Consider the following 15,566-nt stretch of genomic DNA (forward strand, 5'->3'; position numbering starts at 1 on the left):
GCTTACGTACGAGCCTTCTCGACGAGTTCGTACGTCTCGATGACGTCGCCTTCCTTGATGTCGTTGTAGGTCAGCGTCAGACCGCATTCGTAACCTTCGCGCACCTCGGTGGCGTCATCCTTCTCACGCTTGAGCGAGGACACCGTGAGGTTCTCGGCGATGACGATGTTGTCGCGCAGCAGACGGGCCTTGGCGTTACGCCGCATGAGGCCCGACTGCACGAGGCAACCAGCGATGTTGCCGATCTTCGACGACCGGAAGATGGCGCGGATCTCGGCGCGGCCGAGCTCCTTCTCCTCGTAGACCGGCTTGAGCATGCCCTTGAGCGCGCTCTCGATCTCGTCGATGGCCTGGTAGATCACCGAGTAGTACCGAATCTCGACACCCTCGCGGTTCGCCAGCTCGGTCGCCTTGCCTTCGGCACGGACGTTGAAGCCGATGATGATCGCGTCCGAGGCCGAAGCCAGGTTGACGTTCGTCTCGGTCACGCCACCGACACCACGGTCGATGACGCGCAGTTCCACCTCGTCGTCGATCTGGATGCCCATCAAGGCCTCCTCGAGCGCCTCGACGGTGCCCGAGTTGTCGCCCTTGAGGATCAGGTTCAGCTGGCTGGTTTCCTTCAGCGCCGAATCCAGGTCTTCCAGGCTGATGCGCTTGCGCGAACGTGCGGCCAGCGCGTTGCGCTTGCGCGCGCTGCGCCGGTCGGCGATCTGGCGGGCGATGCGGTCCTCGTCGACGACCAGCAGGTTGTCGCCGGCGCCGGGCACCGAGGTGAAGCCGATCACCTGGACCGGACGTGACGGCAGCGCCTCGTGGACGTCCTCTCCGTGCTCGTCGACCATGCGACGGACGCGGCCGTAGGCGTCACCGGCGACGATCGAGTCACCGACCCGCAGCGTGCCGCGCTGGATCAGCACCGTGGCGACCGGACCGCGACCGCGGTCCAGGTGCGCCTCGATCGCCACACCCTGAGCTTCCATGTCGGGGTTGGCCCGCAGGTCAAGCGAGGCATCCGCGGTCAGCAGCACTGCTTCGAGCAGACCGTCGATGTTGGTGCCCTGCTTGGCCGAGATGTCCACGAACATGGTGTCGCCGCCGTACTCCTCGGCCACCAGGTTGTACTCGGTCAGCTGCGCCCGGATCTTCTGCGGATCCGCGCCTTCCTTGTCGATCTTGTTGACCGCCACCACGATCGGCACATCAGCGGCCTGAGCGTGGTTGATGGCCTCCACCGTCTGCGGCATGACGCCGTCGTCGGCGGCGACCACCAGGATCGCGATGTCGGTGGCCTTGGCACCACGGGCACGCATGGCGGTGAACGCCTCGTGACCCGGGGTGTCGATGAACGTCACCAGACGCTCGTTGCCATCCAGCTCGGTCAGCACCTGGTAGGCGCCGATGTGCTGGGTGATACCGCCGGCTTCGCCCTCGCGGACGTTCGCCTTACGGATGGTGTCCAGCAGTCGGGTCTTACCGTGGTCGACGTGGCCCATGACGGTGACCACAGGCGGCCTGCTGGCCAGGTCGTCCTCGTCGCCGGCGTCCTCGCCGTAGGTGAGGTCGAACGACTCGAGCAGCTCGCGATCCTCGTCCTCCGGGGACACGACCTGCACGACGTAGTTCATCTCGCCGCCCAGCAGCTCGAGGGTCTCATCGCCCACCGACTGGGTGGCGGTGACCATCTCGCCCAGGTTGAACAGCGCCTGCACCAGCGAAGCCGGGTTGGCGTTGATCTTCTCGGCGAAGTCGCTCAGCGACGCGCCGCGAGCGAGGCGGATGACCTCGCCGTTGCCGTGCGGCAACCGCACGCCACCGACGATCGGGGCCTGCATGTTCTCGTATTCGGCGCGTTTCGCGCGCTTCGACTTACGGCCACGACGAGGCGCGCCACCGGGACGCCCGAAGGCACCCGCGGCACCGCCGCGCTGACCGGGACGACCGCCGCCACCACCGGGGCCACCGCCACCGGGAGCGCCGCCGCCACCGGGACGACCACGGAAGCCACCAGCAGCACCTGCGCCGGCACCAGCACCACCGCCGGCGCCACCGCCGCGGTAGTTACCGCCGCCACCGGCACCGCCGGGACGAGGGCCGCCTGCGCCGCCACCCGGACGGGGACCGCCACCGGGGCGCGGACCGCCCGGACGACCGACGGCACCCGGACGGGCACCCGGCGGACGCGGAGGCATGTTGCCCGGCGTGACACCGGGACGCGGGCCGCCACCCGGACGGGGGCCACCGGCGCCGGGACCCGGACGCGGTCCACCGGGACCGGCCTGCGGACGCGGTGCCGGCCGGTCGACCGGCTGCTGGGAAGAGAAGGGGTTGTTGCCGACGCGCGGAGCCCGCGGGGCCGGCTTGGGTGCGCCGGGTCGCGGACCCGGAGTAGCACCCGGGGTGGCCGGACGCGGCTGGGCCGGAGCCGCCGAAGCGGCGGGCGCTGCCGGCTCCGGCGCAGCCGGTGCCTGGGGCTGCGGAACAGCAGGCTTGGGCGCACCGGGCTTGGGTCCACCGGCGGCGGGTGCCGACGGTGCGACTACCTCTGCTGCCGGAGCTGCGGCCGGCGCTGCCGGTGCAGGTGCGACGGGAGCCGCGACGGGTGCCGGCTTGGGTGCGCCGGGCTTCGGGCCACCCGACGGCCGGGCGGCCGCGGGCGCGGCCGGCGCCTCGGACTTGGCGGGCTTGCCGCCGCCGAACGCCTCACGCAACCGGCGTGCGACGGGCGCCTCCACAGTGGAGGACGCAGATTTGACGAATTCGCCCTGTTCGCTCAGCCGAGCGAGTACTTCCTTGCTGGTCACACCGAGTTCTTTGGCCAACTCGTGTACGCGTGCCTTACCTGCTGCCACTTCTCTCCTCATCGTGAGGCGTCAGCGGTAGTAGGCCGCGCCTCGGTTTAGCTATGACGCATGGTCATCGGGACTTCACGGTGTGCTCATGTTCTTCGCTACCTGTTCTGGTTGCTGTGGTGTTCAGGGCCCATCAGTCCGGTATGGCACTGAAGAACTCTTCGACCGCAGAGGTGTCCGGCGAACCGGTGATGCGCAACGCTCGGGCGAATGCTCGCCGCCGAACTGCCGCGTCGAGGCACTGCTGAACGGGGTGCAACCACGCACCCCGACCCGGCAGGTTACCCGCTGAATCGACCGAGACGGCGCATTTACCGTCCCCGTCGCGTACAGCTGCCACTCGAAGCAAGTCGACGGCCAGCTCTCGTTTCCGGCAGCCGATGCAGGTACGCACCGGGGCTGTCGGAGTCTCGCGCTGGATCACAGTGCAGTCTACCGTCTCGGGGCCCTTGAACTTCAATCGCGGTCGCGGCCCCGACACGCCGCCGGTAACTGCGGGTTTTCGCCTCAGCGGTCGCGGCCACCACCATGGCCTGCCGACCGGCCGCCGGCGTCCGCCTCCCGACCCCCCGCCGGCGCACCCGCACCGTCGGCGTCGCTGCGGATGTCGATACGCCAACCGGTGAGCCGCGCCGCCAGACGCGCGTTCTGGCCCTCCTTGCCGATCGCCAGCGACAGCTGGAAATCGGGCACCACGACCCGCGCCGCGCGCTGCAACTCGTCGATCACCGTCACCGACACGACCTTGGCCGGCGACAGGGCGTTGGCGACGAACTTCGCCGGGTCCTCGTCGTAGTCGATGATGTCGATCTTCTCGCCCGAGAGCTCGCTCATCACGTTGCGCACGCGCTGACCCATCGGTCCGATGCAGGCGCCCTTGGCGTTCAGCCCCGGCACCCGCGACGCGACGGCGATCTTGGACCGGTGTCCGGCCTCACGTGCGACGGCGACGATCTCCACCGACTCGTCGGCAATCTCGGGGACCTCCAGCGAGAAGAGCTTGCGCACCAGGTTCGGGTGGGTCCGCGACAGCGTGATGACGGGTTCGCGGGCGCCGCGGGCCACCCCGACGACGTAGCAGCGCACCCGGTCGCCGTGGACGTAGGTCTCCCCCGGCACCTGCTCGGCGGCCGGGATCACGCCCTCGGAGCCCTTGGCCTCGGTGCCGACCCGGACCACCACGAGGCCGCGGGCGTTGGCCCGGGCGTCGCGCTGGATCACGCCGGCGACGATGTCGCCCTCGCGGGCCGAGAACTCGCCGTAGTTCTTCTCGTTCTCGGCGTCGCGCAGCCGCTGCAGGATGACCTGCCGCGCGGTGGTCGCCGCGATCCGGCCGAATCCCTCTGGGGTGTCGTCCCACTCGTGGATGACGGTCCCGTCGGTGTCGGTCTGACGCGCGATCACCCGCACGATGCCCGACTTGCGGTCGATGTCGATGTACGCGTCGGGCTCGTGCCCTTCGGTGTGGCGGTAGGCAGTCAGCAGCGCCGTCTTGATGGTGTCGACGACGACGTCGACCGTGATTCCCTTGTCCGCCTCGATGGCATGTAGTGCCGCCATGTCGATGTTCATCCCTCGGCCCCCTCTCCGGTCATACCCGCCAGCTCCAGTTCCCGGCGATTGGGTGGTGAAAATTCAACCTGTACAACAGCTTTCGAAATATCCGTGAGCGCGACGGTGGTCACCGACAGCACGCCCCGGTTGGCGACGACCAGTTGGATCGCGCTGCCGTCGTGCTCGCCCAGCCGGCCCGTCAGCGACTTGCCGTCGGCCAGGGTCAGCTCGACCTTGCGACCGCGGGCGCGGCGGTAGTGCCGCTCCGCGGTCAGCGGACGCTCCACACCGGGCGAGGTGACCTCCAGCACATAGGGCTCGGAATCGGCGGTCACCTGGTCCAGCAGCTCGGCTGCGACGCGCGACAGGTCGGCGACCGCATCCAGGTCCAGACCCGAGTCACCGTCGGCCACCACGACGATCCGCGGGGGGCGTGCGGCGGCGTCCACCCGCACGTCCTCGATGTCGTATCCGGCGTCCGCGAAAGCACTGCTGAGCAGCTCAAGCACCTGGCCTGTGGTCGGTAACCGACTGGGTAGCAGCGGTTGTTCCGGCGTGTCCCGGGCCACGGCGAGCTCCTCATCTTGAGTTGTGCGGACAGGGCCCCCAGAAGGGTGAACCCGGTACCAACGATACGCCAGCAGCGCATGGCCGAATGGCAATCGCGGCTGCGGCGCCGGAGAACATCCGGCCGGACGGTGCCGGGCAGCCGGTATCGGCAATGGCAGGATGTGGCTGTGCCGCACACCGAAACCACCGTCAGCCGACGGCGTGTCCTGCTGGGCACGGCCGCACTGGCGCTGCTCGGCGGCGCGGTGTCGGCTTGCGGATCGGCACCGCAGCGCGATCCCGCCCTCGACATCCTGAACGCCGAGCTCGACCGGGCCCGCAAGGACAGTCAGCTGGCCACTTCCGCCACCACCGGCGTGCCGCCCCAGGTGGCGGCGGCGCTGACGGCCGTCGCGGCACTGCGCGACGCGCACGCCCGGGCACTGGCCGACGAACTCACCCGGATGGGCAGCCCGCCGCCGGCCGCACCGTCGTCCACCACCGAGACGTCGGCGACCCCGGCCGCGACCACCGGCACCACGCCTCCACCGGCGCCCCCGACACCTCAGGAAGTCGTTGCGGCGCTGGAACAGGCGGCTGACAGCACGGGCCGTGCCGCAGCCGGTCAATCCGGTTACCGCGCCGGGCTGCTGGCGTCGATCTCCGCCGCCTGCACCGCGGCACACACCGTCACGCTCGCCGGGCAGGCACCATGACCAGCCCGCAACCCACCCCCACTCGGCCGGGCAGCCCCGCCGACGCCGCGCTGTACGACGCGGTTGCTGCCGAGCACGGCACCATCTACGGCTACGGCCTGGTGTCGGCGCACACCACACCCGACGTCAATGATCTGGTCGCCCAGGCCATGGCCCAGCATCGGACGAACCGCGAAGCCGCCATCACCGCACTGGCGGGACGATCGGTGCCCGCGCCGCTGCCGGCCGCGGGCTATCAGCTCCCGATCGACGCCAACAACCCCGGCGACGCGGCCAAGCTGGCCCTGCAGATGGAAGAGGAGACCGCCGTCGCCTGGCGCGCGGTCGCCGAGCAGGCCACCACCACCGAAGACCGGACCCTGGCCGTCAAGGCCCTCACCGACAGCGCGGTGCTGGCCGCACGGTGGCGCGCGGTGCTCGGGGTGACGCCGGCCGTCGTGGCATTCCCCGGCGGCACCGAGTAGTCCACTCACTGCGCCGAGTGGCCAGTTATCGCACGGTTTTTCCGCAAACGCGTGCAACAACTGGCCGTTCGGCGATCGGGCTATCCGGCCAGTGCTGCCGTGATCGCGGCCGCGGCGCCGTCTGCCGGAACCTCGGTCTTCTCACCGGTGTGCCGGTTGCGCAGCTCGACGGTGCCGTCGGCCCAGCCGCGTCCGACCACGACGATCCACGGCACACCCAGCAGCTCGGCGTCCTTGAACTTCACGCCCGGCGAGGCGGTGCGGTCGTCGAACAGCACGTCGAGGCCGAGCCGGTCGAGTTGGCCGGCCAGCTCGGTCGCGCCGGTGCGGGCTTCGGCGTCCTTGTTCGCGATGACCACGTGCACGTCAAAGGGCGCGACGGAGCTCGGCCAGCGCAGCCCGAGCTCGTCGTGGTGCTGTTCGGCGATCACCGCAACCATCCGCGACACCCCGATGCCGTAGGAGCCCATGGTCAGCCGCACCGGCTTGCCGTTCTCGCCGAGCACATCGGCGCTGAAGGCGTCGGTGTACTTGCGGCCCAGCTGGAAGACGTGCCCGATCTCGATGCCGCGGGCCGACACCAGCGGCCCGGCACCGTCGGGTGACGGGTCGCCGTCGCGGACGTCGGCGGCCTCGATGGTGCCGTCGGCCACGAAGTCACGGCCCGCGACCATCCCGACGATGTGCTTGTTCGGCGCGTCGGCACCGGTGATCCAGGACGAGCCGTCGACGATCCGCGGGTCGACCAGGAAGCGAATACCATTGTCCAACAAGGCTTTCGGACCAACATAGCCCTTCACCAGGAACGGGTTGGCGGCGAAATCGGCGTCATCGAGCAGCGCGTACTCCGCGGGCTCGAGCGCCGCGCCGAGTCGCTTCTCGTCGATCTCGCGGTCACCCGGCACACCGATGCCGAGCAGTTCCCACTCGCCACCCGGCTGACGCACCTTCAGCAGCACGTTCTTCAAGGTGTCGGCGGCGGTGATCTCGCGGCCCAGACCGGCCGTGTTGGCCCAGTCCACCAGGGTGGCGATGGTCGGGGCGTCGGGAGTGTCGTGCACGACGGCCGCGGGCTGGCCGTCGATCGGCAGCGACTCAGGCACCGCGGTGACGACAGCTTCGACGTTGGCCGCGTAGCCGGACTGCACGCAACGCACGAAGGTGTCCTCGCCGACCTCGCTCTCGGCCAGGAACTCCTCGGAGGCACTGCCACCCATGGCGCCCGACACCGCGGACACGATGACGTACTTGACCGCCAGCCGGTCGAAGATGCGCTGGTAGGCCTCGCGGTGCGCCTCGTAGGCGTCCTTGAGTCCACTGTCGTCGATGTCGAACGAGTACGAGTCCTTCATGATGAACTCGCGGCCGCGCAGGATGCCGGCGCGGGGACGCGCCTCGTCGCGGTACTTGGTCTGGATTTGGTACAGCCGCAGCGGGAAGTCCTTGTACGACGAGTACTCCCCCTTGACCGTCAGGGTGAACATCTCCTCGTGGGTGGGTCCCAGCAGGTAGTCGTTCTTGCGGCGGTCCTGCAGACGGAACAGGTTGTCGCCGTACTCGGTCCACCGATCCGTGGTCTCGTAGGGCGCGCGCGGCAGCAGCGCCGGGAACAGGATCTCCTGGGCGCCGATGGCGTTCATCTCACTGCGGACGACGGCCTCGATCTTGCGCAGCACCTTCAGGCCGAGCGGCAGCCAGCTGTACAGGCCGGGCGCGATCGGGCGGACGTAGCCGGCCCGGATCAGCAGCTTGTGGCTCGGCACTTCGGCGTCGGCGGGGTCGTCGCGCAGGGTGCGCAGGAACAGCTCGGACATGCGGGTGATCACGGGAGGCCAGCCTAGTCGCGGCCCTGCCAGGTACAGACACACACCTCATTGCCTTCGGCGTCGGCGAGCACCCAGAATGCGGGGGCTGCCCCGTCACTGAGCAGCACACCGCCCGCGGCCAGCGCCGCCTCGATCCGTGCCGGGGCCTCGTCGTGTGGGACATCGACGTCGAGATGGATCCGGTTGCGCTGCGGCCGCGGGACGTCCATCTGCTGGAACCACAGGGCCGGGCCGCGACCGGTCGGGTCGACGAGTCCCCCGCTCAGATCCGACGGACCCGCTTCGTCCACATAGCCGGTGACGGCCCGCCAGAACGGGCGGACCGCAGGGATGTCGAGGGCATCGATCGCGATCTCGAGGGCCTGCACCGATACCCCGCCCGGCGTGGTCGTTGCGCCGCGCGCGGCAAGGCACTCCGAGATGCGCCGCGCCAGCGCGATGTCGTGCTCCGTGACGCCCTCGTCCGAGCGCACTCGCAACACGACGCGGTCGGCACGTATATCGATGGCCAAGTGCCCCTGCGACTCTGAGCCGGTTTCCTCGACCACCGCGGCCGCCAGCGCCGCGGCAGCTGCCAGGCCGGACGTCAGCACCTCGGCGTACACCGCACCCAGCACCAAACACCAGCCCAGCGGACTCACCACATCGGAAATCTCTTGGCGCAGCATCATGATTCGGTCCCCGCGACCACGTCGCACCCCTTGGCAGTCATGCCTCCTGCATAGCACTGCGGTGCCGGGTGCCGGTCAGATGCTCGCGCTGTCGAAGGCCACCCTCAGAGCAGCGCCTGGTTCACCACGCGCTCGTAGGCACTCTTGTCCGCCGCGGTGACCGACGGGCCGAACTGCACCACGATGTTCATCGCCTCGAAGGTGCTCGGCGTGGCGCCGGAGTAGCTCGCGGCGGCGCCCGTGGTGGAGAACACCAGCACCGTGACCGTGTCCGTCTCGATGGCCTCGATGCATCTGATGTCCGGGCATTTCTGCTTGGCCACGTCCCGCGGGTTCGACACGGCCAGGCCCGCCGCGCCCATGTCCTTCACCACTTCCGCAGCGGTGACGGTATTGAGCATCGGGGCCCCCGACAGCGCACCGGCCTGTGGGCCGGGAGCCGGTGGACGCTGGCAGCCGGTGACCACGGTGGCGGCCAGCACGGTCGCGATGAGCATCGTCCGAGCGCCAGTAGCCGTCATACGCCATGTGTAGCAGCGGAACCTGGAGCCCCGACCACCGGGCGACGATGACGACCGGCTAGAGCGTCGGAGCGGCGTGCGGGCCGGCCGCAGTCGTCGGGCCCGGGGTGCCGGGCCTCGTCGGCGTGCCGGGCGCACTCCCAGCCTTCGGCGTCCCGATCTTCCCCGCGATCCACGGCAGCGAATCAGCGAATGACTCGTTGGCGAAGCCCCAGTCGTGCAGACCGAGGAGTGCCCGGACCTCGGCGTTGATCCCGTGCTGCTGGGCAATCTCGCAGAGAGTACCCGCGGCGATGTCCTGGCCCTCCGGGTTCGCGCGGGCATCACGCGGGACGCCGGGGCCGGGTGCATTGCACGCGGCGGCGGTGCCAGGAATCTCGAACAGGCCAGAGATGCCGTGGTAGCGGCCGTACTGTCGCATCACGGTGCTCGGATCGAACTCAGCCCATTTGGCTGCGTCACCGCCATAGAGCCGCGCGATGGTCTGGTCCTTGGTGCCGATGTTCGGGCTCAGATCGCCGGCGATGTCGACGAACGCGCTGAAAAGGTTGGGATGGCGCGTAGTCAGCTGCACCGCGCAGGTGCCGCCCATCGACCAGCCGACGATGCCCCAGTGCTCGGGCTTGGGGCTGACGCCGAAGTTCGAGATCAGGTACGGCACCACCTCTTTGGTCAGGTGGACCGACGAGTTGCCGTGGCTGCCGTTGACGCATTCGGTGTCGTTGTTGAACGAACCTGTGGCGTCGGCGAAGACGAACACCGGCGCCTCACCGCCGTGCGCCGCCGCGTAGTTGTCGATCGTCGCCTTGGCGTTGCCCGCCCAGATCCAATCCGCCGGGGTGTTCAGCTGCGAGCCGATCATCATGACCGTCGGCAGCGGCGGAGGCGGATTGCTGGCGAACCACGCGGGCGGCAGGTAGACGAGTTCGGCGCGGTGCGTGAAATTCGATTCTTGCGAGCTGGTCGAGACCGGCACCACCACCCCACGCGGCGGCCGGATGCCCTTGAGCTGCATGGCCGTCACCGTCCAGCGGTCGACCTCGTCGGGCACCTTGCCGACGGTGAACTTGTGCCACGCCACGTACGCCGTCGGGAAGTAGCCGACCCACAGATTCAGCATCAGCAGCGCGCAGACGACGCACAGCGGCACGGCCACCAAGGCCATTCCGCGGCGCCGCCAGTGGGACCCGCGCCAGCCGAGGATCAGGACCGTGGCGGCGAACCCGCCGAGCGCCGTCCAGATCCACAGCCCCACCGGCGCCGGGTCACCGGCGATACCGAGCGAGGTGATGTACCAGTACAGGGCGCCGGCGGACGCGGCGCCGACGGCCGAGGCCACGGGCAGCCGCCTGACGCTCCACTGCGGAGACCGTCGCCCGACCGCGCAGCACAGTGCCGCGAAAGTCAGCAGCTGGATGGTGAAAGGCAGCCACCCATGCGTCAGCGACGCATGGGTGACGAACGAAGGCACGCCGAAATTATCCAGGAAGAAACTGCGCGGGCTTAGAGCTCTCCCGCGTCCAGCGCTTCCTTGGTGTCCTGCGCCGCCGCGACCTCGTCGGCGGTGTAGGTGATGAACAGCGCCACCACACCGACGATCACTGCCACCGCGGCGACCCAGAGCAGGCCGTAGGTGTAACCGTGGTCGAGGGCGGTGTGCTGCGCCTCATTCATCTTGGCGACCGGACCCGTGGTCCCGCCCAGGTACAGGGTGCGCGAGGTGATGACGGCCTGGATGATGGCCAGCACCACCGGGCCACCGAGGTTCTGCAGCATCAGCGCGATGGCAGAGAGCGGGCCGATGTCGCTGAGCGCCACGCCGGCGATGGCCGACACGGTCAGCGGCACCACGATCATGCCGATGCCGAAACCACCGACGGTGATCGGGATGACCAGGTTCGGGAAGTACGGGATGCCGCCGTTGAGGGTGGAGCCGTAGATCATCGCGGCGAGCACCATGACGCCACCGGCGATCACCAGCACTCGCGGCGAGAACATCGCCACCAGCTGCGAGGACAGACCCAGCCCGACGCCGAGGGCGATGACGAATGGGATGAAGCCGATGCCCGCCTTCAGCGCGCTGTAACCCATGATGTCCTGCACGTACAGGCCGATCAGCACGGTCAGCGTGAACATCACGCCACCGGCCAGGAAGACGGCCGCGAAGGTCGCCACGCGGTTGCGGTCCCGGAACAGGTTGAACGGAACAACCGGGTGCTCGGCGGAACGCTCCACGAACAGGAAGGCCAGGAACAGCACGGCAGCCGCGGCACCGGAGCCCAGCGTCAGCGGGGACATCCAGCCCTTCTCCGGGCCCATCGAGAAGCCGAACACCGCCGCGGTGCAGGCCAGGGTCGCCAGGATGGCGCCGGCCGCGTCCAGCTTCATGCGCTCACGGTTGGTCTCGGTCAGGGTGGTGCGAGCCAGGTAGATCATGATGATGCCGATCGGCACGTTCACCAGGAATGCGTAGCGCCAGGAGAAGACGGTGAGGGCACCGCCGACCACGAGTCCCATCACCGAGCCGACGCCGGTCATGGCCGCGAAGATCGCGGTCGCGGCGTTTCGGGCCGGGCCCTTCGGGAACGTGGTGGCGACGAGCGCCAGGCCGGTCGGCGATGCGATGGCCGAACCGACACCCTGCAGCAGTCGGGCGGTGACCAGGGTGGTCTCGTCCCAGGCGACGCCGCAGAGGATGGAAGCGATGGTGAAGAGCGCGACACCGACGATGAAGGTGCGCTTGCGGCCGATGGTGTCGCCGAGGCGCCCACCGAGCAGCATCAGACCACCGAAGGTCAGCACGTAAGCGGTGATCACCCAGCTGCGGCCCGCGTCGGAGAGGCCGAGCTCGTCCTGAATCTTAGGAAGAGCAACGATGGCGACAGTGCTGTCCATCGTGGCCAGCAGCTGCATGCCACCGATGGCAATGACTGCGGAAAGGAAGCGGGGAGACGGCAGCCAAGCTGGATACCAGCTCTTTCGCTCGTCGTCGGTTTGCCCCACGTGCATGGAGAGCGACTCGCGGCGGCTGTGTGCCATGGCGGTGCGCTCAGCGTCGTTGAGAGCCGTCATGGAAAGCTACCTTACAGTAATCTTAAGATTTCTTTAACCCTGCGAACGCCGCGACGTCCCCGATCACGATGATTGCGGGAGGTCGGATGCCCTCCGAACGGATGTCTTCCGGCGCGTCGGCAAGCGTGGTCTGCAACGTCTGCTGCGCCGCCGTCGTCCCGTGCTGGACCACCAGGACCGGTGTTTCCGCAGGTCGGCCACCTTGCAGCAGCACCTTGGCGAAAAGTTCGATCCGCTCGACGGCCATCAGCAGCACGATGGTGCCGCGCATCGCGGCCAGTGCGTCCCAATTCACTAACGATTCCGGGTGTCCCGGCGCGACGTGGCCGCTGACCACCACGAATTCGTGCGTCACCGCCCGGTGGGTGACCGGAACGCCGGCCAGGGCCGGAACCGCTATGGCACTGGTCACACCGGGTACGACGGTCACCGGAATGCCCGCATCGGCGCATGCCAGCACCTCTTCATAACCGCGCGCGAAGACGAACGGATCGCCGCCTTTGAGCCGGACCACGAATTTGCCTTCCCTGGCCCGGTCGATCAGGACGGCGTTGATGGCGTCCTGGGCCATCGCCCGGCCGTACGGAATCTTGGCGGCGTCGATCACCTCGACGTGCGGGCCGAGTTCGGCGAGCAGCTCCTGCGGGGCCAGCCGGTCGGCGACCACGACGTCGGCGTGGGCCAGCAGACGGCGGCCGCGGACGGTGATCAGCTCGGGGTCCCCCGGCCCACCGCCGACCAGCGCCACTCCGCGGTAGCTGTCGGGTTCGGTGGCGTCGCCGATGGCGCCGCGCTGCAGGGCCTCGCGGATCGCGGTGCGCAGCGTCGCCGAGCGCCGGTGTTCGCCGCCGGCCAGCACACCGACCGTCAGGCCGTCGTACTCGAAGGACGCCGGGGTCACCGCCGAGCCTTCCAGGCCGGCGTCGGCGCGGACGCAGAAGATGTGGCGCCGGTCGGCCTCGTCGGCCACCGCGGCGTTGACGGCCTCGTCGTCGGTCGCGGCGAGCACGTACCAGGCACCGTCGAGGTCGTCGTTCTGGAATTCCCGCGACGTGAGGGTGATGCCGGTGCCGTCGGGGTTGTCGACCAGCGCTTCGACCACCGGGGTGGCGACGGGCGCGACAACGTGCACGTCGGCGCCACTGGAGATCAGCAGCGGCAGGCGGCGCTGGGCGACGCTGCCGGCGCCCACGACCACGACCTTCTTACCGGTGAGGCGCAGGCCGACGAGGTAGGCGTTCTGAGTCACTCGGCGAGTTTAGTTGCCGCGGATACGAACCGACGCACCGAGTGCGGGTGCGCGGCCGGATGGGTGTGCAGGTAGCCGGCGTGCACGCCGCCGCGGACGGCCCCGTCGTGCACGGTGGTCTGTCCGGCGCCCCGGAAAACCCAGGCCGGCGGCTGCTCGTCGGTGAATTCGACTGTGGTGCGGTGAAATTCATGGCCGGTGACGCGTTCCCCAGCGGCGTGCATGCTGGAGTCCACCGTCGCGACAGCGTCCCGGTAGCCCAGGGTGAGCCGCTCGGTGAAGCGCGCCGAGCCGGGCAGCACGCCGCACATGGGGTGCCCGTCGAGGTCGTCGACCAGGTAGGTCAGCCCGGCGCATTCGGCGTGGACCGGTGCGCCTGTCGCGGCCAGCGCGGCAATCTGTTCCCGGACAACGGCATTGGCGGACAGTTCGGCGGTGAACTGCTCGGGGAAACCGCCGGGGATGACTAGCGCCCGGGTCCCGTCCGGCAGCGGGTCGGTCAGTGGGTCGAAGGCCGCGACCTCGGCACCGGCCATGCCGAGCAGCTCGGCGTGCTCGGCGTACCCGAAGCTGAAGGCCTTGCCCGCGGCCAGCGCCACCGTGATGTTTGCCACCGGCTCCAATTCAGGAACCCATGCCGGCGCCAACGCCCCGATCCCCGCGCACCGGACGATGGCTTCTATATCGACGTGGCGGGCGACGAGTTCGGTCATGACGTCGACGGCCTGGTGCGCCCGGCGGCCATGCTCGACAGCGGTGACCAGCCCGAGGTGCCGGGACGGAATCTCCAGTCCGCTGTCCCTCGGGATCGCGCCGAATACCGGGACACCCGCCTGCTCACAGGCCTGGCGCAGGACCTGTTCATGCCGCGGCGATCCCACCTTGTTGAGGATCACCCCGGCGATCCGCACCGGCGCTATCCCCGTCGCTCCGCTCGCCCCGGCCTGGCCGAACGTCGAAAAGCCGTGCAGCAGAGCAGCAATGCTCTGGCTCTGGCCACGCGCGTCGACGACCAGCACCACCGGCGCCCCGAGCAGACCGGCGACGTGGGCCGTCGATCCCGGCGCCGGGGACATCGGCTGATCGGTGATGCGCCCGTCGAACAGGCCCATGACGCCCTCGATGACGGCGATGTCGGCGCCCGCGCTGCCTTGCCGGTAGAGCGGCCCGATCAGGTCGTCACCGACGAGGACCGGGTCCAGGTTGCGGCCGGGCCGGCCGGTGGCCAGCGCGTGGTAGCCGGGGTCGATGAAGTCCGGTCCGACCTTGGCTGCGCTGACCCGGTGCCCGCCGCGGCGCAGCGCACCCATCAGGCCGGTGGCCACAGTCGTCTTGCCGCTGCCCGACGCGGGCGCCGCGATCACCACTGCGGGCGTGGGAGAGGTGGTCACTTTTTCCTCGCGAGCAGACGTAAAACTGTCGTTTTCGGACGAAAAACGACAGTTTTACGTCTGCTCGGCAGCGAAATCACCACTCGATGCCGCGCTGGCCCTTGCGGCCGGCGTCCATCGGGTGCTTGACCTTGGTCATCTCGGTCACCAGGTCGGCGGCGTCGAGGAGCTGCGGCGGGGCGTCGCGGCCGGTGATCACCACATGCTGGGTGCCGGGGCGGGAGGTCAGCGTCGACACCACGTCGTCGATGTCCAGCCAGCCCCACTTGAGCGGGTAGGTGAACTCGTCGAGGACATAGAAGTCGTGCTGCTCTGCTGCCAGCCGGCGTGAGATCTCGGCCCAGCCTTCGACGGCCGCGGCGGCGTGGTCCTCGTCGGAACCCTGCCTGCGGGTCCACGACCAGCCCGAGCCCATCTTGTGCCACTGCACTGCTCCCCCGACGCCCTGCTCGTCGTGCAGCCGGCCGAGCGCCTGGAACGCCGCTTCCTCCCCGACCTTCCACTTGGCGCTCTTGACGAACTGGAACACCGCGACGTCGAAGCCCTGGTTCCAGGCGCGCAGCGCCATGCCGAAGGCCGCGGTGGATTTCCCCTTGCCCGGGCCGGTGTGCACCGCCAGGATCGGCGCGTTGCGGCGCGCTTTGGTGGTCAGCCCGTCGTTGGGGACGGCCGACGGTTGTCCTTGTGGCATAGCGTTTCTT

Annotated in this window: 14 protein-coding genes; 2 read left to right on the forward strand and 12 right to left on the reverse strand. The window is 69.3% G+C overall.

Annotated features, from left to right (window positions below; all coding sequences use genetic code 11):
• Positions 1–2: 2 nt before the first annotated feature.
• The 4 genes from infB to rimP form a co-directional block, all read right to left on the reverse strand.
• Positions 3–2,852 (reverse strand): translation initiation factor IF-2, encoded by a 2,850-nt coding sequence (gene infB, locus A7G45_RS19445; RefSeq protein ID WP_260939554.1) that lies wholly within the window; start codon positions 2,850–2,852, stop codon positions 3–5.
• 133 nt (positions 2,853–2,985) lie between these two features.
• Positions 2,986–3,333, reverse strand: coding sequence for a YlxR family protein (locus A7G45_RS19450; protein WP_308204139.1), 348 nt, complete (start codon positions 3,331–3,333; stop codon positions 2,986–2,988).
• A 26-nt stretch (positions 3,334–3,359) separates the two neighbouring features.
• Entirely contained in the window at positions 3,360–4,424 is a 1,065-nt protein-coding gene (gene nusA, locus A7G45_RS19455) for a transcription termination factor NusA (RefSeq protein WP_260939556.1), read from the reverse strand.
• Complete coding sequence (gene rimP, locus A7G45_RS19460; RefSeq protein WP_260939558.1) at positions 4,421–4,975, reverse strand: ribosome maturation factor RimP; 555 nt, start codon at positions 4,973–4,975, stop codon at positions 4,421–4,423. Before rimP ends, nusA begins: the two co-directional genes overlap by 4 nt.
• 168 nt (positions 4,976–5,143) lie before the next feature.
• Here rimP and A7G45_RS19465 point away from each other — a divergent pair, with 168 nt between their 5' ends.
• Positions 5,144–5,671, forward strand: a complete 528-nt coding sequence (locus tag A7G45_RS19465; RefSeq protein WP_260939560.1) for a hypothetical protein — start codon at positions 5,144–5,146, stop codon at positions 5,669–5,671.
• Positions 5,668–6,135, forward strand: coding sequence for a ferritin-like domain-containing protein (locus tag A7G45_RS19470; RefSeq protein ID WP_260939562.1), 468 nt, complete (start codon positions 5,668–5,670; stop codon positions 6,133–6,135). Before A7G45_RS19465 ends, A7G45_RS19470 begins: the two co-directional genes overlap by 4 nt.
• Before the next feature lie 80 nt (positions 6,136–6,215).
• Here A7G45_RS19470 and A7G45_RS19475 read toward each other — a convergent pair whose 3' ends face one another.
• The 8 genes from A7G45_RS19475 to cobO form a co-directional block, all read right to left on the reverse strand.
• Positions 6,216–7,961 carry a proline--tRNA ligase gene (locus tag A7G45_RS19475; RefSeq protein ID WP_043393715.1) on the reverse strand — a complete coding sequence of 582 codons (1,746 nt, stop codon included), beginning with the start codon at positions 7,959–7,961 and terminating at the stop codon, positions 6,216–6,218.
• Between the two features lie 11 nt (positions 7,962–7,972).
• Positions 7,973–8,629, reverse strand: coding sequence for a 4a-hydroxytetrahydrobiopterin dehydratase family protein (locus A7G45_RS19480; protein WP_260939810.1), 657 nt, complete (start codon positions 8,627–8,629; stop codon positions 7,973–7,975).
• Between the two features lie 107 nt (positions 8,630–8,736).
• Positions 8,737–9,153 carry a hypothetical protein gene (locus A7G45_RS19485; protein ID WP_131630744.1) on the reverse strand — a complete coding sequence of 139 codons (417 nt, stop codon included), beginning with the start codon at positions 9,151–9,153 and terminating at the stop codon, positions 8,737–8,739.
• A gap of 58 nt (positions 9,154–9,211) precedes the next feature.
• The gene (locus A7G45_RS19490; protein WP_260939570.1) at positions 9,212–10,624 is read right to left on the reverse strand and encodes an alpha/beta hydrolase; all 1,413 of its coding nucleotides are present in this window, start codon (positions 10,622–10,624) and stop codon (positions 9,212–9,214) included.
• A 32-nt stretch (positions 10,625–10,656) separates the two neighbouring features.
• Positions 10,657–12,192, reverse strand: a complete 1,536-nt coding sequence (locus tag A7G45_RS19495; RefSeq protein ID WP_260939811.1) for an MFS transporter — start codon at positions 12,190–12,192, stop codon at positions 10,657–10,659.
• A 55-nt stretch (positions 12,193–12,247) separates the two neighbouring features.
• Positions 12,248–13,474 (reverse strand): uroporphyrinogen-III C-methyltransferase, encoded by a 1,227-nt coding sequence (gene cobA / locus A7G45_RS19500; protein ID WP_260939572.1) that lies wholly within the window; start codon positions 13,472–13,474, stop codon positions 12,248–12,250.
• Entirely contained in the window at positions 13,471–14,865 is a 1,395-nt protein-coding gene (locus tag A7G45_RS19505) for a cobyrinic acid a,c-diamide synthase CobB (protein WP_260939574.1), read from the reverse strand. Before A7G45_RS19505 ends, cobA begins: the two co-directional genes overlap by 4 nt.
• A gap of 76 nt (positions 14,866–14,941) precedes the next feature.
• Complete coding sequence (gene cobO / locus A7G45_RS19510; protein WP_260939576.1) at positions 14,942–15,556, reverse strand: cob(I)yrinic acid a,c-diamide adenosyltransferase; 615 nt, start codon at positions 15,554–15,556, stop codon at positions 14,942–14,944.
• Between the last annotated feature and the right edge of the window lie 10 nt (positions 15,557–15,566).

The sequence above is a fragment of the Mycolicibacterium llatzerense genome, from assembly GCF_025331195.1.
Taxonomy (GTDB): Bacteria; Actinomycetota; Actinomycetes; order Mycobacteriales; family Mycobacteriaceae; genus Mycobacterium; species Mycobacterium llatzerense.

Coding starts and splice junctions, on each gene's coding strand:
- A7G45_RS19495 (WP_260939811.1), bottom strand. CDS start 12,192: ATGGCACACAGCCGCCGCGAGTCGCTCTCCATGCACGTGGGGCAAACC.
- A7G45_RS19485 (WP_131630744.1), bottom strand. CDS start 9,153: ATGACGGCTACTGGCGCTCGGACGATGCTCATCGCGACCGTGCTGGCC.
- A7G45_RS19470 (WP_260939562.1), top strand. CDS start 5,668: ATGACCAGCCCGCAACCCACCCCCACTCGGCCGGGCAGCCCCGCCGAC.
- A7G45_RS19480 (WP_260939810.1), bottom strand. CDS start 8,629: ATGCTGCGCCAAGAGATTTCCGATGTGGTGAGTCCGCTGGGCTGGTGT.
- cobO (WP_260939576.1), bottom strand. CDS start 15,556: ATGCCACAAGGACAACCGTCGGCCGTCCCCAACGACGGGCTGACCACC.
- nusA (WP_260939556.1), bottom strand. CDS start 4,424: ATGAACATCGACATGGCGGCACTACATGCCATCGAGGCGGACAAGGGA.